Here is a 24,313-nt window from a genome sequence, read left to right as displayed (position 1 = left end):
TACGAAATCCTTTCGCAATGTTCCGGTGACATCGCGGTGCCGTTTGCGAATACTGGCGTCCTCCCCGCACCTCCCTTTCGAAGGAACGCCGTTGAAAAGATCCTGGAAATCCGCGTGGGCACGAAAGGCTTTCGCCGCTGCGACGGCCTTCGGTATAGGAATGGCATTCGCCGTCACCTCGGCGACGAATGCCTCGGCCTATCAGCCCAGTCCCGCGAATCTGTATACGGCGGACAACACCGCCGCGTGCAACAAGAACCCGTGTGTGCTCTATCCGAAGTCGGCCCAGTTGCCGAGCGGGCGGATCGTGGCGGCGTTCGAGAACAGCCAGAGTGCTCCGGTGGGGCAGACGATGCCCCTCTACAAGAGCGACGACGACGGAACGACGTGGGCGAAACTGGCCGACATCCAGGCCCCCGCCTACCTTTCCAGTGACTCCGCGTACGCGAAGTACACGAGCAGCTGGACCAACCCGTATCTCTACGTGCTTCCGCAGGCCGTCGGCTCCCTCAGCGCGGGCACACTGCTGCTGGCGAACATCGTCTCGGGCGACGACTACTACTACCAGGAGCAGAAGGCCGCCAACTCCAGCTGGACCCCCTCCGGTGACGGCGACCGCAAGGACGTGGCGCTCGCCCTGTACGCGAGCACGGACGACGGGGCGAGCTGGAGCTTCAAGAACATCATCGAGGCCGGCGGCTGGCAGGGCGGCAGCGCCGGAGCCGTCGGCCGGGTCTCGGCCGCCAACACCGAGGCCCAGGTCGACCCCATCTGGGAGCCCCACCTGCTCGCCCACAACGGCAAGCTCATCGCCTACTACTCCGACGAGAAGGACTACACCGGCTACGACACCACCACCGGCGCCCCGACCCTCGACCCGGACAACGACACCGCGACCGACTCCGGCGGCCAGGTCCTCCTGCACCGCACCTGGGACGGCACCAGCGCCTCGGCCTGGAGCAGCCCGGTCGTCGACGTCCCCGGCTCCACCGTGAGCATGGGCAGCGGCAAGACCGAGATCGGCGGCGGCCGGCCCGGTATGACGACCATCGCGCCGACGACCGACGGCAAGTGGCTACTGACGTACGAGTACTGGGGCGGCGGCACCACCGTCCGCTACCGGATCTCCGACGACCCGCTGAAGTTCTTCTCGGCCACGGACGCGGCGATCACCGCGCTGCCCGTGCCCTCGGGCGGCAACACACTGGCCACCGGCGGCAGCCCGGTACTGCTGCCCCTGCCCGACGGCCGGATCGTCTACAACTCGTCCGCCAGCGGCAGCGTCTGGGTGAACGAGTCCGGGCTGAGCACCGGCACCTGGAAGCAGTACCAGACGCCGATCGCCGCCGGATACAGCCGCAACCTGCAGTACGTCGACGGCACGGGCCGTGTCCTGATCCTCCAGGCGTCCTGGAGCGGCGGCAGCGTCGGCCCGGTGAAGTACGCGGAGGTCGACCTCGGCCGCTCCGACGGCACCTACTACAGCCTCGTCAACCGGCTGACCGGCCAGGTCCTGTCCACCACCTCCGGCAAGACCCAGGACGCGAACCTGACCGGGGACACCCCCGACCTCGTCCTCGCCGCCGACTCCGCCACGAACACCCAGCGCTGGCACCTGACGGAGAAGGGCACCGACTACACGCTGCTCAACAAGGCCGGGGGCCGGGCGGTGGCGATCTGGACCGGCAGCGCCACGGCCGGGCAGAAGCTGGCCCAGTGGGTCGACGACGGCGCCACCGACAAGCAGTGGACCCCCGTCGCCACGACCGACGGCTACTACCGGCTCCGCTCGGTCCGCAACACCGGCCTGTTCATGACCGGGGCGACGGCGGGCGGCTCCGTCACGCTCGCGGCATCGGCCTCGGACGGCTCCCAGGAGTGGCTGCCGGTCGCGGACCCGCTGCCCACGGCCTCGACGTTCACCCTGAAGGGCACCGGCTCCGGCCGCTGCCTCGACGTCCCGAACGGTCAGACGGGCGTCCAGGTCCAGCTCTACGACTGCTCCGGCAACGCCAACCAGACCATCACGCAGACCGCTGCGGGCGAACTCCGGGTCTCCGGCAAGTGCCTGGCCGCGAACGCCGACGGCACCACCGCGGGCACCAAGGTCATCCTGTGGGCCTGCAACGGCAAGACCAGCCAGCAGTGGGCGTTCCGGGTCGACGGCAGTGTCGTCAGCCGCTCCAACGGCCTGGTCCTCGACGTGTCCGGCGCGGCCACGGCCAACGGCTCGAAGGTGCAGTTGTGCCCGGGCCGGGGCAGCACCACCCCGACCTGTCCCCGCTGTTAGGGTCCACGCACCACGAAGAGGCGGCGCCCCCGGTCTTGCCTGACCGGGGGCGCCGCCTGCTTGTGCTGGACCGGCGAGGTGCTCGCTCAGTCGCGCTCGACCGTCACGGGCACGGCGTGGTGCCGCAGGACCCGCGCGTCCCGTTCCGGCCCGACCAGCAGTACGGCCTCCCGCACCGGTGTGTCCAGGCTGGAGGAACCGGCGTACAGCAGGATCTCCCCCGCCTCGACGATGCGCCGGCCGTCGAGACCGGTGAACGCCAGCCGGTCGGTGTGGACTTGGAAGCGGACCGTCGCCTGTTCACCGGGGGCCAGCACGACCTTGGCGAACCCGAGCAGCGAGCGCACCGGCCGGGTCACCTGGGCGACCGGATCGACGGCGTACAGCTGGACCGTCTCGGCGCCCGCGACCGCCCCCGTGTTGCGCACCCGCGCGGAGACGGTGAACTCGCCGTCCGTGGGCACCTGTTGGCGGTCCACGGCGAGCAGGTCGATGTCGAAGCCGGTGTACGACAGCCCGTGCCCGAACGGGAACGCGGGGGTCGGGTCGAGGTTGGAAAGGAAGCTCTGCCGGTCGCCGAGCGGCGGGTGGAGGTAGGTGTAGGGCTGTCCGCCGGGCGAGTCGGGGATCTGCACGGGCAGCTTGCCGCTGAAGTTGACCCGCCCGGAGAGGAGTTCGGCGACGGCACGGCCGCCCTCCTCCCCCGGCAGGAACACCTGCACCAGAGCCGAGGCGGCCGACGCGAACCGCCCCACGGCATACGGCCGACCGCTGTTGACGATCAGCACGACGGGCTTCCCGGCCGCCAGCACCGCCTCCACCAGCTCTTCCTGAACCCCGGGCAGTCGCAGATCCTCCACATCGCACCCCTCTCCCGAGGTCCCGATGCCGAACATGCCCGCCTTGTCGCCGACGACCAGGACGGTGAGGTCGGCGGAGGCGGCGGCGGCCACCGCGTCCGGGATGCCGGAGCGGTCCTCGTCCCGGATCGGGCAGCCCTGCGCGAACTCCCAGCTCACGGAGGGGAGTTCGGCGGCCAGCGCGGTACGCAGAGAGACCGCCTCGACGCCGTTGCCGAGGTCGTCGCGCGTGGCCAGGACGTGGTTGGGGAAGCTGTAGCAGCCGAACATGGTGCGTACGTCGTCGGCGCACGGCCCGATGAGCGCGATCCGTCCGCCGGAGGGCAGGGGCAGGGTCCCGTCGTTCGCGAGCAGCACGGCACTCGACTGCGCGACGGCGTGGGCCAGTTGGCGGCCGGCCGGCTTGTCCAGGTCGAGTTCGCCCGCGCGCAGGGCAGGAGGCCGCGGGTCCCAGTCGGGGTCCAGCAGCCCGAGGGCGACCTTCTGCCGCAGCACCCGGCGTACCGCCCGGTCGACGAACTCCTCGTCCACCAGCCCCTGTTGGACGGCGTGCACGAGGGCGTCGCCGAAGCCGCGCTGGTCGGGCAGTTCGACGTCCATCCCGGCGGCCAGGGCGAGCGCGCCCGCGCCGGGGAGGTCGGCGGCCACCCGGTGGGCGGTCACCAGGAAGGGCAGGGACCAGTAGTCGGAGACGACGGTGCCCTCGAAACCCCAGCGCTCGCGCAGGACTTCGGTCAGCAGCCACTGGCTCGCGGCGGGGGCCTCGCCGTCGATCTCGGCGTACGAGTTCATCACCGAGCCGACACCCGCGGCGACGAGCCGTTCGAAGGGCGGCAGGAGTACGTCGTTCAGCTCCCGGCGGCCGATGCCGACCGGGGCGTGGTTGCGTCCGCCCATGGAGGCGGAGTACCCGGCGAAGTGCTTGAGGGTGGCGTACACCCCGGCGCCCTGCAGACCGCCGACATAGGCCTCCCCCATCTCGCCGACCAGGTAGGGGTCTTCGCCGTAGGTCTCCTCGCAGCGCCCCCAGCGGTAGTCGCGGATGACGTCGACGACGGGGGCGAGGCCCTGGTGGACGCCCGCCTCGGCCATGTCGGCGCCGATGGCCGCGCCGACCCGGCGGATCAGGTCGGGGTCGAAGGTGGCCGCCATCGCCAGGGAGGTGGGGTAGATCGTCGCCCCGTAGGCGGTGAACCCGGTGAGGCACTCGTCGTGGGCCATGGCCGGGATGCCGAACCTGCTCAGCGCCGTGATCTGCCGCTGGCGCTCTGCCAGGGCCCCGGCGTGCTCCAGCGCGGGCCGGGGCAGGGTGCCGTACGGCCGGGTGAGCTGGCCCAGTCCGTGCCGGGCGGTCTCGGTGAGGTCGCCGACGCGGTCGAAGACGCTGGTGCCGGGGGCCACTTCGGGGCCGGCCGGTTCGACGTCCTCCCAGGCGCTGCTGAGCTGGGCGACCTTCTCGGCGAGGGTGAGCCGGGCGAGCAGGGCCTCGACGCGGTCCGGGACGGGCAGGGCGGGGTCGGTCCAGGGCCGGTCGCCCTCGGGCGGGAGGGCGCTGTTGTGGTCCGTGTTGTCCGGCAGGGTGGTGGTCATTCACTTCTCCTCGGGTGATCCGCGGGCGGCGGGCACGCCGACGGGGCCGGGACCAGTACTCGGCCCGGCCTCCGGTCGAAGCGAAGTGCCCGATGAACGGCGGTACTTGGGGGGGGATTACGTGCGGCGGGTTATTTGGAGAAGCCGGCGGTGAGACCGGCGACGAGCTGGCGGCGGGCGAGGACGAACAGCGCGAACATCGGCAGGGTGGAGAGCACCACCGCGGCCATCGTGGCCGGTACGTCGATGCCGAACTGGCCCCGGTAGAGGGTCAGTGCCAGCGGGAGTACGGCCTTGTCGCCGCTCTGGGTGAGGATCAGCGGGAAGAGGAAGCCGTTCCAGACCTGCAGCCCGTCGTACACGGCGACGGTCATCAGGGCCGGGCGGGCGAGGGGCGCGGCGAGCGAGAGGAGCATGCGCCAGTCGCCGGCGCCGTCGACGATCATCGCCTCGAAGAGCGAGCGGGGCACGTCACGCAGGAAGCTCACCAGGATCATCACGGTGATCGGCAACGCGAACGCCGCCGAGGGCAGGACGATCGCGAGCAGACTGTCGTACAGCCGCATTCTGATGATCAGCAGATAGACGGGAATGATGACCGCCTGGAGCGGGATCGCCAGGCCCAGCAGATACAGCCGGAAGGAGACCCGGGACAGTCGGCTGCCCGCGCCCCGGACGATCGCGAACGCGGCCATGAGCGCGAAGAGCACGGTCAGGGCGACGGTGGCGACGGTTACGAGCACGCTGTTGAGCAGGTAGGTCGTGAAGTCGCCGTCGAGAACGGTCCGGTAGTTGTCGAGGGTGGGGTGGCCGGGCGGGGCTAGCGGGCTGTCGGCGGTGAAGTCGGCGCGGGTGCGGAGGCTGGTCACCACCAGCCAGTACACGGGTACGACGACGATCGCGGCCCACAGGAGTGTGGTGGCGCCGGTGAGTGCTCGGCGGGCCCGGGTGACGGCGGTGCTCACATGCCCTCCTGCTGGCTGTCCATCCGGGTGAAGCCGGACAGGCGGGTCATCAGCATCGACAGGCCGAGCCCGAACACCACCAGGAGGGTCGCCACGGCGCTGGCGCGGCCCATGTCGTGGGCCTGGAAGCCGGTGATGTACATGGCGAGGGGCAGGACGCGGGTGGCGGTGCCGGGGCCTCCGGTGCCGCCGGACAGGACGAAGATCAGGTCGAAGTAGGTGAGCGAGCCGACCAGCATGAGGGTGCTTGAGGTGACCATCGTGTACTTGAGCTGCGGCAGGGTGATGTGCAGGAAGCGGGCCACGGGTCCGGCGCCGTCGAGGGCGGCGGCTTCGTAGAGGGCGGTGGGGATCTGCCGTATCCCGGCTTGGTAGAGCAGGGCGTGGAACGGCACGAACTGCCAGGCGATCACGAAGATCACGGTGTAGAGGGCGAGGTCGGGCGAGCCGAGCAGCGGCTGGGCCAGCCAGTGCAGGCCCGGGGTGGCGCCGATGCCGAAGGACGGGTCGAGGAGCGCCTGCCAGGTCAGGCCGATGGCCACCGCCGACAGCAGCAGCGGCAGGAAGAACAGCACGGCGAACAGGGCCCGTACCCGCCCCCTCGGCGCCTGGAAGACGCCGAGGGCGAGCGCGATCGGTGTCTGGACCAGCCAGCTGACGGCCATCACCTTGACGGTGAGGCCGAGGGCCTGCCAGGTGGCGCCGTCGGTGAGCGTGTCGCCCCAGTTGGCGAGACCGGCCCAGCCGATGGAGCCGAGGCCGTCCCAGCGGGCGAGGCTCAGCGCGACGACCCCGACCAGCGGGACCAGTCCGAACAGGCCGAAGAGCAGCAGGGCGGGCGCCGCCATCAGGAGGCCGGAGCCTCCTGACCGGCGGCGGGTGGAGGCGGTGAGCGTCACGACCCCGCCTTGCTCATGTTCGTACCGAAGTCGGCGGGCGCGAGCTGGCCCAGGAAGGACTTGTCGGTGTTGGTGAGCAGCGGGTCGGCCTGGTCGGAGGGCAGGGCCTGGTCCCAGGAGAGCTGGAAGCCGGGCGCGTTCTGCACCAGGTCGTAGACGAAGGTGAGCCAGTCCTTGTCGGTGAACGACTCGACGGCCGCCAGCTTCGACTCCAGCCCCTTGACGGGCGGCACGCTGCCGGCCGCGAGGTAGGAGTCGACCTGGGAGTCGTCGAGGACGTAGTCCTTGAAGTAGCTGAGCGCGGCGGACTTGTTCTTCGTCGCCGAGTTGAGCGAAAGGAAGTTCGAGGGGTTGCCGACGATGCTGTTGGCGTCCCCGGCGCCGCCCGGGATCGAGGGGAATGCGGTGTAGCCGAGGTCGCCGTCCTTGAGGAAGTCGGGCGCGGCCTTGGCGATGTTGGCGTACTCCCAGGTGCCCATCAGCTCCATGCCCGCCTTGCCCGTGTAGAGCAGGGCGGTGGAGGCCCCCTGGTCGTAGCTGACGGAGGAGGCGTTGTCACCGAAGGCACCGGCCTTCGCCAGCTCCTGGAGACGCTGGTTGGCCTCGGTGACGGCCGGGTCCTTCCACTTCTCGGCGTCCCCGGCCGCGATGTCCGTGAACACCTGGGCACCGCCCTCGCGGTCGAGCAGGTACTCCAGGTACATCAGCGTCGGCCACTTGGAGTTGGCGGCGAGGGAGATCGGGACGACGTCCTTCGCCTTCAGCTTCTTCACGGCGGCGAGCAGATCGTCGTACGTCTTCGGCGGCTCGACGCCCGCGTCGGCGAGCACCTTCTTGTTGTAGTAGAGGACGACCGGGGCGAGGCCGTTGGCGGGTACGCCGTAGACCTTGCCGTCGAAGGTGGCGCTCTGCATGACGCTGGGCGTGAACCGGCCGGTGCCGGCGCCGGACTCCGTCAGGGCGTCGACCTTGCCCGCCTTGACGTAGTCGTTCAGGGCGCCGCCGCCCCAGCTGAAGAAGATGTCCGGTGCCTGATTTGCGCCGAAGGCGACGCGCAGCTTCTGCTTGTAGTCGTCGTTGGCGAAGAGCCGGAGGGTGATCTTCGCGTCCGGGTGGTCCTTGTTGTAGGCGTCGACGGAGTCCTTGAGGATCGTCTGGTCGTTGAGCGCCCACATGGTGAGGCTTTTCGAGGACGAGTTCCCCGCCGATCCGGAGGGGCCCGAAGTCCCGCACGCGGCAAGGGTGATGGCCGCGGTGAGCACGACGCCCGACGCGAGGACACGTCGAATTCGCGGGCCTGCGAGCTTTCCGGGGTTTCCGTCGACCGGGATTCTCCGCATGGTGGTACCTCTCTGCTTTTCTGTGCCGTCGATGAGCCAGGCGGATCGGAGACCGGCGCGAAAGAATTTCGGATGCCACGCTGCCGACGGCCTACCTGCTGGCCGGGACACTGACATGGAATTCACGGCTGGGACAAGCAGGGGAAATGGTGCGGTTACGAAAGTCTTTCGCAGTTTCCGTCCAGGGCGCGAAGTTCGCGGACACGACGTCGAAGTCCGTAGGATCCGGATGACCCGGGCCGGCGGAGAACACGGCGGAGTCCGGGTCACCGGCTCGCGGGAGGAATCCGCGGCCGGCGCTGTCGTCGCCGACGAGGAGGCACCGCCTCTCGCTCTTCAGGAGACCCCATGCCCCAGCGCGCTCAGCCCGTGGCCACGCTCGCCGCCCCGCATGCCTTCTCCCGGGCCGACGACGCCCCGTACCTGACGTACTCGGCCACGTCACGGCTCCTTGTGCAGTGGGGCGACGCGGAGCTGGTCGTCCAGGAGATCGAGCCGTCGGGGTCGGACCGGGCATCGGTTCGGGCATCGATTCGGGAGGTCCGCTTTCCTGCGCCCTGGCCGCGCCGGTTCGGCCAGAGCGCGGTGTCCCCCGCCGGGGACCTGGCCGTCTTCACCGGAGGGCACGTGCTGCGGGCCGTGGACGCGGCGGGGAACGTGCGCTGGGAGCTGAGACACCGGTGCTGGGCGGGCTGCGCGGAGCACTCGGCGTTCGAGGAGTACCCGGCGGACCGTGCGCATCGGTACGCGAACAGCGGCTCGGCCGGATTCTCCGCGGACGGGAAGCTCGTGTGGGCGCACATCCTCGGCCCGCTGGTGACGGACCGGCGGGTCGGCGACGGCGGGTCGGCGGAGGAGTGGCTGGTGATCGACGCGGCGGACGGGTCGGTGCTCGCCCGTACCGAGACGGACACCGCGGCGGCGGGTTCGTTCCACTTCACGTCGCCGTACCCGGACCAGATGGGCCTGAGCGTCGGTGAGGGCCAGGACGGGTCCCCGCTGCGGTGGGGCCGCTGGGACGGTTCCCGTCTGGTGGTCGACCGCCTCGGCGACGAGGACCGCGTCCTGCTGTCGGTGAGCCCGTCCGGCGACCGGCTGCTCACCGTGACCCACGACCAGGACACCCTCGCCGTCCATCGGGTCGACGGCGGTACGGTCGAGACCGAGCTGGACGCCGACACGGTTCCCCGGCATCCGGAGGCGGATCCCGAGGACGACGAGGCCGGGGTCTACTTCGACTACGAGGGCGGATTCATCGACGAGAACCTCGCGGTCGTCGGCACGGTGGAGAGCGACGAGGAGTTCGGCAAGGGCAGACACTGGCTCGTCGACACCGCCGGTCCGGCGCGCGTCGCCGACGAGTTGGTCTACCCCCATCCGGTGTCCGGTCCGCCGAGGGGCCTCGGCGACGGCACTTGGTACACCCACGCCGCCGCCGGGAACGCTCTCCATGTCTGGGCCCTGCGCGACCAGGACTGAGCCTGTGGGTCGATGGGCCAGTGGGTCGATGGGCCCGTGGCCCGGTGATCAGTGGACCGGGAGTGTCGTTGCTCGGGCGGGGGTGTCGAGCCAGTCGCCGATGGCTGCGACCGCTTCCCTCGCCACGGCGTCCGGAGCACCGGAGGACTCGACCGACGTGCGGGCCACCGCGGCGAGTTGGAGGTCCGTGAGGGCCAACTCCGTACGGGCCGTCTCGTACTCCGCCAGCAGTCCGGGGCCGAACAGCAGGGGGTCGTCGGCGTTGAGGGTGCAGCGGACGCCGGCTTCCAGCAGCCGCGGGAGCGGGTGGGCGGACAGGGAGTTCACGACGCCGAGAGCGACGTTGGAGGTGGGGCAGACGTCCAGGACCACGCCTTCCGCCGCCAGGCGGGCGACGAGAGCAGGGTCCTCGACAGCCCGTACGCCGTGGGCGATCCGGCGCGCGCCGAGCACGTCGAGTGCGGCACGCACACTGGCCGGACCCGCGAGTTCTCCCGCGTGCGGGGCGGGAATCAGCCCGGCGTCACGGGCGATGGCGAACGCCTCGGCGAACGGCTCCGGGCCGAACCGGGCCTCGTCCCCGGCAAGACCGAAGGAGACCACCCCGTCCCCGGCCCGCCGGGCCGCGAGCCGGGCGACCTCGACGGCCTCCGAGGGGTCAGCGTTGCGTCGGGCGTACACCAGGACGCCGAAGCCGATGCCCAGCCGGGCAGCGGTGCGACGCCCCTCCTCGATCACCAGGTCCAGTACGTCGAGCGCGGCGCCCGGTTCCTCCTCGTAGGTCAGCGGGTTCACATGCGGCTCGACCCAGACCGCTCCGTCCTCGGCGGCGTCCTCGACCACTTCGCGCACCAGCCGCAGAAGGTTCTCCCTGGGGCCCTCGCGCACCAGCCGCGCGGCGGCGCCATACACGGTCGTGAAGTCCTCGAACGACGTGAACCCGGCCGTGGCCGACAGCTGTTCGCCGCTCCCTCCCACGGGTTCCGGGAGTTCCGCCCGTTCAGCCAGCTCCGCGAGCGTCGCGGGGCGCATCGCGCCTTCGAGGTGCAGATGAAGGTGGGCCTTCGGCAAACGAACCAGGCTGCGCATGAGGCATCACCCTACGACCACCGCCACGAACGTCGAGAGCCGTCCGGAAGTGCCCTCCCCGTCTCCGTCAGGGGAAACTAGGGTCAAGTCCATGCGCTTGGACCTGCCGTCGTTGAACACAGAGCATCCCCAGAACTCCGCGATTCTCGACTTCCTACGGGCCCAAGGCTCCCCGCCGAGCGGACCGAACGACTACGCGCTGGGCGAATGGCAGTTGCACACGCACCCCGATCTCCAGGACAGGATGACCGAGTTGGCTCCGCGCGCGGCTCTCCATGCCGCCTACGGCGTCCCGGTCCTGGCCTACGAGGGCATCGCTGCCGCCGTCGCGCTGGGCATGTCGACTCTGCTGCTGCGACTTCCCGCGGCGCCCCCGAAGCTGAAGGCCGACCCGCCCGTCCCTGCCCTGGCCGAGCACGGTTGGCAGGGCGTCGACGCGTGGCAGAGCGAACTTCCCTCCGCCGAGGGCGACCGCAGACTCTCCGGCGCCCTCCGAGGAGCACTTGCCAACGTCCGGGACCTCATCTCGTAATCTCGTAGCGGCATTTCATGCTCAACGCCCGCTCCCCCGACAAGGGCGTTCCGCATCCCCTCCCTGCGGCTGGGCGGCTACCCGCTCCTCGGTCTCCTCCGTCCGCTGCCGTCCCCGCATCCACACGTACACCGGAATCCCCGCGAACAGGAACAGCACCCCCTGGTACACCGCCGCGTACCCCGCCCCCGCGATCAGCCAGAACGAGAACGCGAAGGACAGGGAGGCGACGGTCAGGTCGCGGACCAGGCCCGCCGGGCGGACGCGGGCCCTCGTGCCCTTGGCCAGCCAGTACAGCTGGGCCGCTGCCGAGAAGAGGTACGGGACGCAGCCGGTGAACGTCGTGATCAGGACCAGGACCCGGAATGTGGTGTCCGGGCCCGCCGTGTAGTTGAAGGCGATCAGGGCCGTGCCCAGGAGCGCGCAGGCCAGGACTCCGAAGCCCGGGACCCCGCCCTTGCCCACCCTCGCGAACGGGGCCGGGAAGAGGCCGTCGCGCGCTGCCGCGTACGGCATCTGGGCGGCCATGAGAATCCAGCCGTTGAGGCAGCCGACGATCGACGCCACCGCGACCAGCGCGATCGCCGTGCCGCCCCAGCCGCCGCCGGTGATCGCGTTCACCGCGTCGGCGAAGGGGGCGCCCGAGTCGACCAGCTTGTCGTGCGGGACCAGGCCGAAGACGGCGACCGTCCCGAGGATGTAGACGAGGGCCGAGCCCAGCGTGCCCAGGACGCTCGCGCGGCCCACGTTGCGCTCGGGGTCCGCCACCTCGCCCGCGCTGATCGCCGCCGACTCGACGCCCAGGAAGCTGTAGAGGAGCAGCGCGGCCGAGGCCGCCAGGGCGCCAGGCACGCTGTCGCCGGACGCGTTGAACGCGCCGAAGTTGTCCGTGTCGACGAAGAACAGGCCGACCGTGGCCACGACCAGCAGCGGTACGAACTTCAGGATCGTCGACACGATCTGTACGCCGCCCACCCACCGGGTGCCCGCGAAGTTCGCGGCGGCCGGCAGCCAGAGGGCCAGGATCGCGACCAGTGCGCCCAGGGCGTGGCTGTCGTCGAGCGGGATCAGTACGTCGACGTATCCCACCGCCGCCACCGCCAGGGCCGCGATGCTGACCCAGGTCATCGTCCAGTACGACCACGCCGACAGGAAGCCCGCGAAGGGGCCGAACGCGTCGCGCGGGTAGACGTACAGGCCGCCGGTGACCGGGCTGCGGCGGGCCAGTCTGCCGAAGAGGAGGGCCAGGAGCACCGCGCCCACCGACAGGACCAGGAAGGCGAGCAGGCTCACCGAGCCGTACGGGGCGACCGTGGCCGGCAGGACGAAGATGCCGCCGCCGATGATGTTGCCCATCACGAGCGCGGTGGCGGCGGCCAGGCCGAAGGTCCGGCGGCCTGGCGGCGGTTTCCCGGCCGTCTCGGCGGTCTCGGCCGTCCCGGTCGTCCCGGTCGGGTTCGGCTCCGGCTCGTCGGCCTCGGTGGTGCTGGGAGCGGTCATGGCACTTCCGGATCGTTCGGCGGGGAGGGCGCGATCGTAACGCGCCGTCCCATAATGTGGTCAATCTGTTCATTTGCTGGACACTTACGGCCGTCCGGTCCGCCGTCGACTAGCGTCGAACCCATGACCAGCGAGACCAGCCCCACCCACGCCTCCGCCCTCTCCTTCGCCGCCGCCCTGGCCTCCGGTACCCCCCTCGTCCTCGACGGCGGCATGTCCAACCAGCTGGGGTCCGCCGGGCACGATCTGAGTGACGAGCTGTGGTCGGCGCGGTTGCTCGTCGAGCAGCCCGAGGCGATCGTCGACGCGCACCTCGCCTACTACGAGGCGGGTGCCGACGTCGCGATCACCTCCAGCTACCAGGCCACCTTCGAGGGCTTCGCCAAGCGCGGCATCGGGCGTGAGCGCGCCGCCGAACTGCTGGCGCTGAGCGTGGAGTCGGCCCGCGAGGCCGCGCGCCGCGCCAAGGCGGAGCGGCCGTTGTGGGTGGCGGCTTCCGTGGGGCCGTACGGGGCGATGCTCGCGGACGGGTCCGAGTACCGGGGGCGGTACGGGCTGAGCGTCGACGAGCTGGAGCGTTTTCACCGGCCGAGGGTGGAGGCGCTGGCCGCGGCCGGGCCGGATGTCCTGGCCCTGGAGACCATCCCCGACCTGGACGAGGCCGAGGCCCTGCTGCGCGCGGTGCGCGGGCTCGGGGTGCCGGTGTGGCTCTCGTACAGCGCGGCCGGGGAGCGGACTCGGGCCGGTCAGCCGTTGGAGGAGGCGTTCGCGCTGGCCGGTGCGGCGGACGAGGTCGTCGCCGTCGGCGTCAACTGCTGTCTGCCGGAGGACGTGGACGCCGCCGTGGAGCTGGCGACCCGGGTGACCGGGAAGCCGGTCGTCGTCTACCCGAACAGTGGCGAGGTCTGGGACCCCGACATCCGCGCCTGGGGCGGCAGTTCGAGCTTCACCGCCGGCCAGGTGACGGGCTGGCGGGACGCCGGGGCCCGGCTGATCGGCGGCTGCTGCCGGGTGGGACCGGCGGCGATCACCTCGATCGCCCGGACCCTCAACCCCGCCTGACTCCCAGTCCCGTACCTGGTCCGGCAGCTGGTCTGGCATCTGGTCCGTGGTCTGGCACCTGTGCCGCCACGTCCGGCGTAACTCCCGTGAAGCATGGGCTCAACGAGGGCTTCACGGGCCGGTGATGGAGTCCTGGTCGAGCAGGTACGCCGATCATGGAGGCCGTGGTGACCGAGCCGCCCACGCAGGACCAGTTGGACGCCTATGTACGGACCCGGCTGGCGTTGGCCGGGTTCGATCTGTCCCTCCTGCCGGAGCGGGCCGACCCCGCCACCGGAGTCCCGACGCGCTCCCAAGTCCTCGCCTCCCTGCGGGCGTTCGTCGCCTCGACCCCCGGCGCGATCTCCGGCTGGACCCCGCCCGCCACCGACCCGGCGTACGCGCAGCAGGCCTCGCCGCCGCTCCTCTACCCGTCGATCACCGAGGCGTGGACCGGGAAGGCGGGTGGCCAGGCATGAGCAGATCCCTCAACCGGCGGATATTCCTGGCGAGTTCGGCGGCACTGGCCACCGGGGTGACCGTGCAGACGGCAACTGCCGCGCACGCGGCCCCAGTCGCAGACCGCGCCTCGAACCCCGTAACCACCCCCGTCACCAACCTCGACCTCGACCTCAGCCTCGACATCGACGTACGGCAAGCCGCCCGTGACGACCCCTCCGAGGCGACGCTCGCCGAGGCCGCTGTCCTCATACGGCGCCGGAAGCTGACGGCGACGGAGCTGACCGAGGCGTATCTGGAGCGGATCGAGCGGTACGACGGCACGTATCAGGCGTACGCCGAAGTCACCGCCGACGACGCGCGGGCCGCCGCCCGGCGGGCGGACCGGACGCCGGCGCGTGGCGGTCTCCTGCGGGGCATCCCCCTCTGCGTCAAGGACAACTACTTCACCGCGGGCGTGCCCACCCGCTGCAACTCCCTCGTCTTCGAGGACTTCGTGCCGGACATGGACGCCACTGCCGTCGCGCGCCTCAAGGCGGCCGGTGCGATCGTGCTCGGCAAGGGGCAGATGGGGCCGCTGGCCACCACCCGTGCCACGAAGCCGAACGGCACGGTGACGACGGTCAACGCGTGGACGCCGGACGACCCGTCCGTCGATCCGGGCGGTTCCTCGACGGGCCCCGCCTGTGCGGTGGCCGGGCGGCTCGCGGCCTCGTCGATCGGGACGCAGACGGGCGGTTCGATCGTGCTGCCGTCCAACCAGCAGAACCTCACCGGTCTGAAGCCCACGATGGGCCGGGTGTCGGTCCACGGCGTCATCCCGCTGTCCTTCACCCGCGACCACGCCGGTCCGCTCGCGCGCGACGCCCTGGACGCGGCGATCATGCTCCAGGCGCTGGCCGGCCCGGACCCGCAGGACCCGCGCACCCTCGGCCTGCCCGCCGTACCCGACCTCGTACGCGCCGCGACCCCGGTAGTGTCGCGCGGCGGCAAGGTACGGCTGCGCCGGGCCACGCGCATCGGCGTTCCGGCCGATTTCCTGTCCGCGCAGCGGGAGTTGAGGACCGCGTTCCTCGCCCGCCTGGACGCGATCCCGGGTGTCACGCTGGTCGACATCGCCTACCCGGACGACTGGGCGCTGCTCACCGGCACGTTCAACGCGGCCCGACTCGCCGAGCGCACCGAGCCCTTCCGGCACTGGCTGCGCACCGATCCCACCAAGTTCGGGGTGTCGCTGCTGAGTTGGCTGCAGGGGCTGATGCTCTCGGGCGACGAGTGGATCACGGCCCAGCGGGCCAAGAACCATCTGCTGAGGAAGGTCCTCGACGGCATGCTGACCGCATCCGACGTCGTACTCCAGACCGGCCCCGTCCCCTTCGACATCCTCGGCCTGCCCGAGATCGCCTTCCCCATCGGCTTCGACCGGACCGGCGTACCCGTGGGCACGATCCTGGGCGGCCAACCGTACGAGGAGGACCGCCTGTTGGAGGTCACGGCGGCCTACCAGACGGTCACGGACTGGCACACCCGCAGACCGGCCGACCCGACGACTCCGACAACCGCCCGCACCTTCGGAACCACGACCGCCCGCCCACGCCTCTCGGCGGAGGAGGCGGCGGCGACTTCGGCCTGACGCCCTACCCCGCTCTCCCCACCTCGCTCACTCTCCCCCACCCGCTCCCGCCCACCCACATCCGCTGCTAGCCTCCGCACGGGAACCGGTTGCCGAAGTGTTGCCGCACGTCCCACGGACAGGGGGGCACGCGTCATGACCAGGAAGAGCAGCACCGGGGACAGCGTCACGCGCAGCACCATCCGGGATGTCGCCGCCCGGGCCGGGGTGTCCGCGTCGACCGTCTCCCGGGTGCTCGGCGGTGACTATCCGGTGAGCGCCACGACCCGTACCAGCGTGATGCGGGCCGTCCGCGAACTCGACTATGTCGCCGACGCCCGTGCCAAAGCGATCGCCGGGGTCGGGACGCCCACGCTCGCCTTCGTGCTGGACGACATCACCGGCCCCTCCTTCGCGCTGATGGCGCACGGCGTGGAGCGCGAGGCGACCCGGCTCGGACATCTCAGCCTCGTGTGCAGCACGGACGGCGACACGGCGCACGAACTGGAGTTCGTCGAGATGATGCGCGCCCAGCGGGCCGCCGCCGTGATCCTGGTCGGCGGCACCGCCGACACCCCCGAGTACCGCACCCGCACGGCCCGGATCGCCGACTCCCTCGCCTCCGTCGGCTCCCGCCTGGTGCTGTGCGGCCGGCCACCGCTCGCCCCCGGTACGCCGGTCACGGTCATCGAGTACGACAACGAGGGCGGCGCCTACGCCCTGTGCGCCCACGTCCTCGCCCAGGGCCACCAACGCGTCCTCTTCCTCGGCGGTCGCCACGACCACACCACCGCCCAGGGCCGTGAACGCGGCTACACCGCCGCCCACCGTGCCCGTGGCCTGGAGCCCGACCCGGCGCTGCGGCTGCACGGTGACTTCACGCGCGACTCCGGCCACCGGCTGATGCGTCAAGCCCTGTCCCAGGGGCTGGAGTTCACTGCGGTGATGGCCGCCACGGACATGGTCGCCGCCGGTGCGCTGACCGCCCTGCACGAGGCGGGCCTCTCCGCGCCGGGCGATGTGTCGTTGGCCGGGTACGACGACATCCCGTTCGCCCGCGACCTGCACCCGGCGCTCACCACGGTCCACGTCCCGTACGAGGAACTGGGCCGCCTCGCCGTACGCACCGTCCTCGGCCGTACGCCGGACGACCCGGACGAGCATCTGCTGCTGGGCACGCATGTCGTCGTACGGAACTCGGTCGCGGCGGTGACCGCCAGCACCCCCGGCTCTCCCAGCGCCCCCGGCTCCTCCGGTGGCCCAGGCACCTCCGGCAGGCCCCGCAAGCCCTAGAACCAGTGCAGGCAGTGCGGGGTGCGGTCGGTGCGGAAGAGGGCGTCCGCGCGGGTGGCCGCGTCCGGGTGGTGGGCCCGGATGTGTCCGGCGCGTACGAGCGTGCTCGGGGCGGTGCCGCCGAGGTAGACCGCGCCCAGGTCGCGCACGTCCAGGGACAGATCCGGCTCCCGGTCCGTCGGGACGCAGTCGGCCTTGCCGTCCCGGACGGTCAGAAGGTGGCGGCCGTGCTCGCCGAGGAACGGATCCTCGACGTCGAGGACCAGTTCGCCGTCCTCGAACCAGCCACGTGCGGTCAGTGCGCCGGGGACGTCCAGGAGCCGTACCCAGAGCCAGTCCATGTCGCCGCTCACCTCGCTCGCGCGGTAGTCCACGAGCTGGTGGCGCAGCGGGTGATCGGGCGGGACGTGCTTGAAGACGACCCGGGTGACCAGGTCGTGCCCGAGTACGAACCTGGCGAGGGCCGTGAAGACCGCGTCGTCGGCGGCGATGGTCTCGTCGACCGAGAGGGTGCCGGACTCCAGGGAGTAGCTGACGTATCCGTCCGGGACGCCGTCGGTGTCCCGGTGGAGGGCGATGTAGCGCGGCGCCGGTGAGATCGGGGGCTGCCCGGCGCGCAGGGTCCACCAGCGGTGCGGCCGGGAGAGGGCGCCGGGCTGGGCGCGGCGGTACCGGTCGTAGACCTCCTCCAGGATCTCGCCGCACCCGGAACTCCGCAGCACCTCGATCGAGCCGCCCACTTCGAGCGAGCCGCCCGCCTCGGCCGCCTCTGCGGTGTCGGCCGCTCCTCGTGCGCGGGGCGGTACGAAGGCGCCCCGGTGGCGCTCGACCGTCAACTTCCTTGTGTAGGTGGCCGGTCCGTAGCCGAACCGGCCGTAGATCGTGGCCTCGGAGGCCAGCAGTACGGAGAAGTGGTGCCCGGCGGACCGGAGTTCGGTGAGCTGCCGGCGCATCATCGCGGTGAGTACGCCCTGGCGCCGGTGCGAGGGCAGGACGCCGACGGCGGTGACCCCGGGTACCGGGACCAAGTTCCCACCGGGCAGGGTGAGTTCGAAGGGGTACGCGGCGGCGGTGCCGACGGGCCGCCCGTCCGTCGTGCGGGCGAGCAGACAGCGGTCCGGTTCGAGCGCCGACCACCACAGCCCGCCGCCCTCCACCGGCGTTCCCGGGAAGAGCCCGAACGCGGCATGGGCCGTGTCGACGAAGACACCGAAGTCGTCATCGGTCGTGGAACGAATCTCCATTGCCGCCATTACCGCCATTGCCTCCTCGGCACCCGGGCCAGGCACCACGACTCGTGATGTCCGGTCACAGTGCAGCGCCGACCCGCGTCCGAGGCAAGCGAATTACCCTCACCCGCGCGTCTCCGTCAGGCGAGCCGGGCGTACGCCCGTACATCCGCGTCCGCGTCCCCCGCCACCGAGGCGAGCGCCTCCGCCACCCCCGGCCGTCCGTCGTGGCGGCGCAGCGCCCGTACGGCGGCCTTGCGGACGTCGGCGAACGCGTCGGACAGCGCCGCCGTCAGGGCGGGCACCGCCGGCTCCGGTGCCGCCGCGCCCAGTGCCGTCGCGGCGCCCGTACGGACCTGCCAGGCGGGGTCGGCCAGCGCGGCGACGGCGGCCGTGTCGAGCGGCGGCGGGCAGCCCGTGGTCGCGAGCGAGGTGAGCGCGGCGGCCCTGACCAGGGCGTCCGTGTCGGCCAGCAGGGGCTTGAGGTCCTCCGGGTTGCCGACGGTGCCGAGGCCATGGGCGGCGGCGACCCGTACCTCGCGGGAGGTGTCGGCGGCGGCACGGGCCAGCTCCGGTACCGCGTCCACCGACACCAGCGCCCGGACCGTCTGGATGCGCACCCCGAGGTCGGGGTCGGTGAGGGTGCGGGCGTACAGGGCGGCGGAGCCCAGGCTCAGTGCGCGCAGGACGTCGAGCGCGGCGGCCCGTACGCCCTCCCGTCCCGGGGCGTCCGACTCCAGCGCGACGACCAGCGTGTCCCGCAACGCGCCCTCGGGCGGCAGCACTTCGACCAGTTCGCGCAGGGAACCGGCCGCCAACTCCCGTACGCCCGCGTCCGGATCGCCGAGTGCGGTGGCCAGGGCGGGTCCGGTGCCGTCGGGGGCGGTCTCGGTGAGCGTGGCGACGGCCGTGCGGCGTACGGCCGGGTCGGGGTCGGTGAGGTAGGGGCGGAGTTCGGCGAGGCCCGGCTGTTCGTCGGCCAGGGCGAGGAGTTCGAGGATGCGCGGGGAGGGCGCGGTCGCCACCGGCAGGACCGTACGCGTCTTCACCGCCCCGGAGCCGACCGGGGCCACCTCGCGCGGGCCCGCCGTGGCCACCTGCTCGGGGTGCACCTCGCCAAGTACCTTCGTCGCGCCGCCGGTTGGTTCGAAGCCCTCGACCGGGACCAGGTAGGGCGCCACCGGCCGGGTCAGGAACTCCATCGAACCGTCCGCCGCCTTGCGGACGTTGAGGTGCACCAGCCAGTCCGTGTCGTCACGCTGCGGGAGGTCGGTGCGCTCGTGGTAAAGGCCCCAGCGGCTCTCCGTACGGGCCAGGGAGGAGCGGGCCGCCAACTCGGCGCAGTCGCGGATGAAGTCGACCTCGGCGCAGCGCATCAGCTCGTGCGGGGTCTGGCCGCCCATGCCCGCGATCTCGCCGCGCATCCGCTCGAACGCCTCGACGGCCAGGGAGAGTCGGGCGCCGCTCTTGGGCGGGGCAACGTAGTCGTTGACGAAGCGGCGCAGCTTGTACTCGACCTGGGGTTGCGGGGGGCCGTCCGGGTTGCGCAGCGGCCGGTAGATCAGCTCGTGCGCCTCGCGCAGTTGATCGGGGGGCAACTCACCCTCGTACGCGCGGTGTTCGGTCGCCGCGTCGGCTCCGGCCAGGTCGCCGAAGACGAAGGCGCCGATCATGTAGTTGTGCGGTACGCAGGCCAGGTCACCGGCCGCGTACAGGCCGGGGACGGTGGTGCGGGCGTTCTCGTCGACCCAGACCCCGGACGCCGAGTGGCCGCCGCACAGGCCGATCTCGGAGATGTGCATCTCGATGTCGTGGGTGCGGTAGTCGTGGCCCCGGCCCGAGTGGAAGGTGCCTCGGGTCGGGCGTTCCGTGGTGTGCAGGATGTCTTCGAGGGCGGCCACCGACTCCTCCGGGAGGTGGCTGAGCTTCAGGTAGACCGGGCCCCGCTCGCTCGCCACCTCCGCCGCGAACTCGGCCATCATCTGGCCCGACCAGTAGTCGGAGTCGACGAAGCGTTCGCCGTGCCGGTTGACCTGGTAGCCGCCGAAGGGGTTGGCGACGTAGGCGCAGGCCGGGCCGTTGTAGTCCTTGATCAGGGGGTTGATCTGGAAGCACTCGATACCGCTGAGTTCGGCGCCCGCGTGGTACGCCATCGCGTAGCCGTCGCCCGCGTTGGTCGGGTTCTCGTACGTGCCGTAGAGGTAGCCGGAGGCGGGCAGGCCGAGGCGTCCGCAGGCTCCGGTCGCCAGGATCACCGCGCCCGCCCGTACGGTGACGAACCGTCCGGTGCGGGTGTCGAACCCGGCCGCGCCCACCACCCTGCCGTCGGCGGTCAGCACCCGTACCGGCATCACGCGGTTCTCGATGCGGATGCGTTCGCGCATCTCACGGCGGCGGAGCTGCCGGTAGAGGACCTTCTTGACGTCCTTGCCCTCCGGCATCGGCAGCACGTAGGAGCCGGAGCGGTGGACCTGGCGGACCGCGTACTCGTTGTGCTCGTCCTTCTCGAACTTCACGCCGTACGACTCCAGGCGCTGCACCATCGCGAAGCCGCGCGTGGCGGTCTGGCGGACGGTGGCCTGGTTGACGATGCCGTCGTTGGCGCGGGTGATCTCGGCGACGTAGTCGTCGGGTTCGGCGCGGCCGGGGACGACGGCGTTGTTGACGCCGTCCATGCCCATGGCGAGGGCGCCGGAGTGCCGGACGTGGGCCTTCTCCAGGAGGAGGACGTTCGCGCCGTGCTCGGCGGCGGTCAGCGCGGCCATGGTGCCGGCGGTGCCGCCGCCGATGACCAGGACGTCGCAGGTCAGCTCGTCGGCGTCCGCAAGAGCGGGGATGGGAGTGCGGTCCATGGGTGGTGCCTCTCAGGTACCGAGGGAAGCGAGGATCTCGCGGCGCAGGGCGACCGTCGCGGGCTCGCCGTGGGCCGTGCGCTCGCGGGGGCGGGGGACGTCCAGGACCTGGCCGGTGCCGAGGAGGGCGACGCGGTCGCCGAGGAACAGCGCCTCGTCGACGTCGTGGGTGACGAAGACGACCGTGGCCCGGGTCCCGGCCAGCACCTCGACGAGCAGGTTCTGCATCCCGGCCCGGGTCTGTGCGTCCAGCGCCCCGAACGGTTCGTCCATCAGCACCGCGCGCGGCCGTCCGGCGAGAGCCCGGGCCAGCTGTACGCGCTGCCGCTGGCCCCCGGACATGCGGTGCGGCAACTGGTCCTCGCGGCCCGCGAGGCCGACCTGGGCCAGCCACCGAGTTGCCTGTGCCCGGCGTTCCGCGCGCGGCAAGCCCCGTATGGCCAAAGGGAGTTCGACATTGCGGCGGGCGTTGCGCCAGGGCAGCAGGCCGTCCTCCTGGAAGACCAGGGCACGGTCGGCCTCGGGCCGGGTGATCGGGCGGTCGTCCTGGTCCACCTGGCCGTCGAGCGCGGGCAGCAGTCCCGCCAGGGTCCGCAGCAGGGTCGACTTGCCGCAGCCCGACGGGCCTACGACGGTCAGGAGTTCGCCGGGGGCGATGTCGAGGTCGAGGCCGTCGAGGACCGGCAGTCCCGGGCGGCCGATGGTCGCGCCCGACAGCCGTAGCCGTACCCCCTTCGGGGCCTCGGTCTCCACCGTGGACGTGCTGACCTGGGTCGTCATGAGGCCGCCCTCCCAGACGTGTGCGCGCGGGCCGCCGGGCGCCGCGCCACCCGTACAGGCACCGCCCGTTCGGTGGCGGGCCGGGGCAGCCAGCGCGTGACCCGGCGCCCGGCGACCTCCACTGCCGTCGAGGTGAGCCAGCCGAGGAGGCCGATGGTGGCCATGCCGACCAGGACGCCCGGGTAGTTGACGATCGTGTAGTCCTGCCAGGTGCGGTAGCCGACGCCGTACTGGCCGGAGATCATCTCGGCGGAGATGACGCAGATCCAGGACACGCCGATGCCCACCGAGAGCCCGCCGAGGATGCCCGGCAGCGCGCCCGGCAGGACGACCGAGGCGAGGATGCGAAGTCGGCCGCCGCCCATCGTCAGGACGGCCTCCTCCCAGACCGGGGTCAGGGCGCGGACCGCATGCCGGGTGGAGACCAGGACGGGGAAGAAGGCGGCGGTGAAGGTGATGAAGACGATGCCCTGTTCGTTGGTGGGGAAGAGCAGGATCGCGACCGGGACCAGGGCGATCGCCGGTATGGGGCGCAGGACTTCGAGCAGTGGGCCGAGCAGGTCGGCGGCGAGGCGGGAGCGGGCGATGGCGGTGCCGACCGCGATCCCGGCCACGGCGGCGAGCGCGAAGCCGGTGAGGATGCGGGTCAGGCTGTCGGTCAGGTCCTGCCAGTAGACGGCCGTGCCCAGGCGGTGCGCGAACTCGTCGGCGACCTGGGTGGCCGTCGGGAACTGGGCGAACCGCAGCCAGAGGTTGACGTGTTGGCTGGTCAGCAGCTGCCAGATGCCGAGCGCGGCGAGGAGCGAGGCCGCGCGCAACGCGTATCGGGCGTACGGGGACGAGGGGGCGGTCATTCCGCGGCCTGCCGGAGTGCCTCCGCGTAGCTGACGACGTGCGAACCGGGGTGCTCGGCCGCCCAGGCCTCGGCGGCCGACTCGGTGACGAACGGCTCCAGTTCGGTGCCGTCCTGGACCCAGACCGACCGGTCGGCGAACCAGCGGGTGCCGGTGGTGGCGTCGGGGACGTACGCGGCCCGTACGTTGTCGCTGTGCTCGGCGACGTAGCGGAGCAGGGCGGTCGGGTCGGCGTAAGTGCTGGTCGTGGAGGCGCCCTTGAGCCAGACCTCGGGCTCGGAGGCGGGGGCCGTGGTGGCGGTGGCCTTGGCGTATCCGGTGCCGTAGGCCTTCTTGAGGTAGCTGTCGTCGACGAAGTCGGAGACGTCGACCGTGCCCGCGAGCTTGGCGGAGACGAGCAGGGGCACGTCCTTCTTGAGGGCGGCGACCAACTCCGGCTTGAGGGTGGGGTCGAAGGTGGCGATGCCGCCCTTGCCGTTGTAGAGGTAGACGACCTCGGCGGGCAGGCCGGTGACCTTCGCGACCTTCTCGGCGGCTTCGACCGGGTGCGTGTCGAGGTAGGTGGTGGCCTTGATCTGGGCGGCGAGGAAGGCCTCGACGACGGCCGGGCGCCGGTCGGCGAAGGCGTCGCGCACGGTGACGCCGTGCAGAGTGGGCAGACCGAGCGAACCGCCGTCGTACAGGGCCTTCGCCTTGCCCTGGAAAGCCAACAGGCCAGGCCACGCGACGAATTGGGAGAGCGCGTCGGCGCTGCCCGCCTCCAGCGCCGAAGCACCCACCGCGGGCTGCTGGTTGAGCTTGCTGATGTCCTTGTCGGGGTCCAACCCGGCCTGTTCCAGGGCCCGTACGAGGGTGCCGTCAGCGGCCGAGCCGACGCTCGTCGACACCTTCTTGCCGCGCAGGTCGGACAGCGACCTCAGCTTCGAATCCGGGGTGGTGACCACGGTGTTGAGGGCGCCGCGCGAGTTGTAGCCGGTCACGGAGACCATGCGGGTCGGGGCGTTCAGCTGCTTGCCCCGGGAGGCGTTGATGAGCAGCGGGAAGTCGCCCATCGAGCCGATGTCGACCTTCCCTGCGACCATCGCGGCGGTGATCGGGGCGCCGGTCGCGTAGTCCTGCCACTCCACCTTGTAGGTGATGCCGTCACGGGCGCCCTGGGCCTTCAGCGCGCTCTCGAAGTAGCCGAGGGAGCGCAGGAGGGTGCCGGCGGTGACGGTGTTGATGGTCTTGGACTGGTAGCCGACGGTCACGGTGACCGACTTGCCGTCGCTCGCGTCGGCGGAGCCGCCGCAGGCGGTGAGCGGGAGGAGCAGCGCGGCGGCGAGGGCGGCCGGAACGATTCTGCGCGACGGGACGCGGGCCACGGAAGCCATGCGGGAGGAACCTTTCACCGGAGGAGGTAGGGCATGTTGACGGTGACCGCGCCCGTGGGGCAGCGGGCGGCGCACGGGCCGCAGTACCAGCACTCGTCGACGTGCATGTACGCCTTGCTGGTGTCCGGGTCGATGGCGAGCGAGTCCAGCGGACACATGTCGACACAGAGGGTGCAGCCGTCGATGCACTTGGACTCGTCGATCGTGACGGGCACGTCGGCACGCTGGGGGACGAGAGGCATGGCTGTCTCCGGGAAGTGGGGTGAAAGGGGGTAC

At 71.5% G+C, this 24,313-nt stretch carries 19 protein-coding genes; 7 read left to right on the top strand and 12 right to left on the bottom strand.

From position 1 onward, the window contains the following. The first annotated feature begins 160 nt into the window (after window positions 1-160). Window positions 161-2,290 (top strand): RICIN domain-containing protein, encoded by a 2,130-nt coding sequence (locus CW359_RS06880; RefSeq protein ID WP_105968857.1) that lies wholly within the window; start codon window positions 161-163, stop codon window positions 2,288-2,290. Window positions 2,291-2,376: 86 nt separating this feature from the next. On the opposite strand, the gene CW359_RS06875 is transcribed toward CW359_RS06880, so the two are convergent. From CW359_RS06875 to CW359_RS06860, 4 genes are all read right to left on the bottom strand, one after another. Then, a complete protein-coding gene (locus CW359_RS06875; RefSeq protein ID WP_105968856.1) occupies window positions 2,377-4,740 on the bottom strand; it encodes a glycoside hydrolase family 3 N-terminal domain-containing protein in 2,364 nt (787 codons plus the stop codon). 131 nt (window positions 4,741-4,871) lie between these two features. Beyond that, complete coding sequence (locus tag CW359_RS06870; RefSeq protein ID WP_105968855.1) at window positions 4,872-5,705, bottom strand: carbohydrate ABC transporter permease; 834 nt, start codon at window positions 5,703-5,705, stop codon at window positions 4,872-4,874. Next, complete coding sequence (locus CW359_RS06865) at window positions 5,702-6,553, bottom strand: carbohydrate ABC transporter permease (protein WP_105968909.1); 852 nt, start codon at window positions 6,551-6,553, stop codon at window positions 5,702-5,704. Before CW359_RS06865 ends, CW359_RS06870 begins: the two co-directional genes overlap by 4 nt. A gap of 47 nt (window positions 6,554-6,600) precedes the next feature. Beyond that, entirely contained in the window at window positions 6,601-7,944 is a 1,344-nt protein-coding gene (locus CW359_RS06860; RefSeq protein WP_105968854.1) for an ABC transporter substrate-binding protein, read from the bottom strand. Between the two features lie 348 nt (window positions 7,945-8,292). Here CW359_RS06860 and CW359_RS06855 point away from each other — a divergent pair, with 348 nt between their 5' ends. Then, the gene (locus CW359_RS06855; RefSeq protein ID WP_105968853.1) at window positions 8,293-9,423 is read left to right on the top strand and encodes a hypothetical protein; all 1,131 of its coding nucleotides are present in this window, start codon (window positions 8,293-8,295) and stop codon (window positions 9,421-9,423) included. A gap of 48 nt (window positions 9,424-9,471) precedes the next feature. On the opposite strand, the gene add is transcribed toward CW359_RS06855, so the two are convergent. Beyond that, window positions 9,472-10,512: an adenosine deaminase gene (gene add / locus CW359_RS06850; protein ID WP_105968852.1), complete on the bottom strand. Its 1,041-nt coding sequence runs from the start codon at window positions 10,510-10,512 to the stop codon at window positions 9,472-9,474. A gap of 91 nt (window positions 10,513-10,603) precedes the next feature. Between add and CW359_RS06845 the strand changes: the two genes are divergently transcribed. After that, window positions 10,604-11,044, top strand: a complete 441-nt coding sequence (locus CW359_RS06845; protein WP_105968851.1) for a hypothetical protein — start codon at window positions 10,604-10,606, stop codon at window positions 11,042-11,044. A 21-nt stretch (window positions 11,045-11,065) separates the two neighbouring features. Here CW359_RS06845 and CW359_RS06840 read toward each other — a convergent pair whose 3' ends face one another. Next, entirely contained in the window at window positions 11,066-12,544 is a 1,479-nt protein-coding gene (locus CW359_RS06840; RefSeq protein ID WP_105968850.1) for an amino acid permease, read from the bottom strand. 123 nt (window positions 12,545-12,667) lie between these two features. Between CW359_RS06840 and mmuM the strand changes: the two genes are divergently transcribed. The 4 genes from mmuM to CW359_RS06820 all read left to right on the top strand — a co-directional run bounded on the left by mmuM (window position 12,668) and on the right by CW359_RS06820 (window position 16,949). Beyond that, window positions 12,668-13,606, top strand: a complete 939-nt coding sequence (gene mmuM, locus CW359_RS06835; protein WP_105968849.1) for a homocysteine S-methyltransferase — start codon at window positions 12,668-12,670, stop codon at window positions 13,604-13,606. A 167-nt stretch (window positions 13,607-13,773) separates the two neighbouring features. After that, a complete protein-coding gene (locus CW359_RS06830) occupies window positions 13,774-14,064 on the top strand; it encodes a hypothetical protein (RefSeq protein ID WP_198655109.1) in 291 nt (96 codons plus the stop codon). Beyond that, window positions 14,061-15,677: an amidase gene (locus CW359_RS06825; protein ID WP_105968848.1), complete on the top strand. Its 1,617-nt coding sequence runs from the start codon at window positions 14,061-14,063 to the stop codon at window positions 15,675-15,677. Before CW359_RS06830 ends, CW359_RS06825 begins: the two co-directional genes overlap by 4 nt. A 135-nt stretch (window positions 15,678-15,812) precedes the next feature. Beyond that, complete coding sequence (locus CW359_RS06820) at window positions 15,813-16,949, top strand: LacI family DNA-binding transcriptional regulator (RefSeq protein WP_105968847.1); 1,137 nt, start codon at window positions 15,813-15,815, stop codon at window positions 16,947-16,949. Here CW359_RS06820 and CW359_RS06815 read toward each other — a convergent pair. From CW359_RS06815 to CW359_RS06790, 6 genes are all read right to left on the bottom strand, one after another. Then, a complete protein-coding gene (locus CW359_RS06815) occupies window positions 16,946-18,193 on the bottom strand; it encodes a GNAT family N-acetyltransferase (protein WP_105968846.1) in 1,248 nt (415 codons plus the stop codon). The genes CW359_RS06820 and CW359_RS06815 overlap by 4 nt on opposite strands. Window positions 18,194-18,318: 125 nt before the next feature. Beyond that, window positions 18,319-21,030: a fumarate reductase/succinate dehydrogenase flavoprotein subunit gene (locus tag CW359_RS06810; protein ID WP_105968845.1), complete on the bottom strand. Its 2,712-nt coding sequence runs from the start codon at window positions 21,028-21,030 to the stop codon at window positions 18,319-18,321. Window positions 21,031-21,042: 12 nt separating this feature from the next. Continuing rightward, on the bottom strand, window positions 21,043-21,810 hold the full coding sequence (locus tag CW359_RS06805; protein WP_105968844.1) for an ABC transporter ATP-binding protein: 768 nt from the start codon (window positions 21,808-21,810) through the stop codon (window positions 21,043-21,045). After that, on the bottom strand, window positions 21,807-22,664 hold the full coding sequence (locus CW359_RS06800; protein WP_105968843.1) for an ABC transporter permease: 858 nt from the start codon (window positions 22,662-22,664) through the stop codon (window positions 21,807-21,809). Before CW359_RS06800 ends, CW359_RS06805 begins: the two co-directional genes overlap by 4 nt. Continuing rightward, on the bottom strand, window positions 22,661-24,037 hold the full coding sequence (locus tag CW359_RS06795) for an ABC transporter substrate-binding protein (RefSeq protein ID WP_105968842.1): 1,377 nt from the start codon (window positions 24,035-24,037) through the stop codon (window positions 22,661-22,663). The genes CW359_RS06800 and CW359_RS06795 overlap by 4 nt, the downstream gene beginning before the upstream one ends. Window positions 24,038-24,051: 14 nt before the next feature. Continuing rightward, window positions 24,052-24,279, bottom strand: coding sequence for a 4Fe-4S dicluster domain-containing protein (locus CW359_RS06790; protein ID WP_006376935.1), 228 nt, complete (start codon window positions 24,277-24,279; stop codon window positions 24,052-24,054). Window positions 24,280-24,313: the final 34 nt, after the last annotated feature.

It is taken from the genome of Streptomyces geranii (assembly GCF_002954775.1).
GTDB lineage: Bacteria > Actinomycetota > Actinomycetes > Streptomycetales > Streptomycetaceae > Streptomyces > Streptomyces geranii.
The sequence above is the reverse complement of the archived record's forward strand: the minus strand, read 5'-3'. Positions and strand labels throughout refer to the sequence as shown.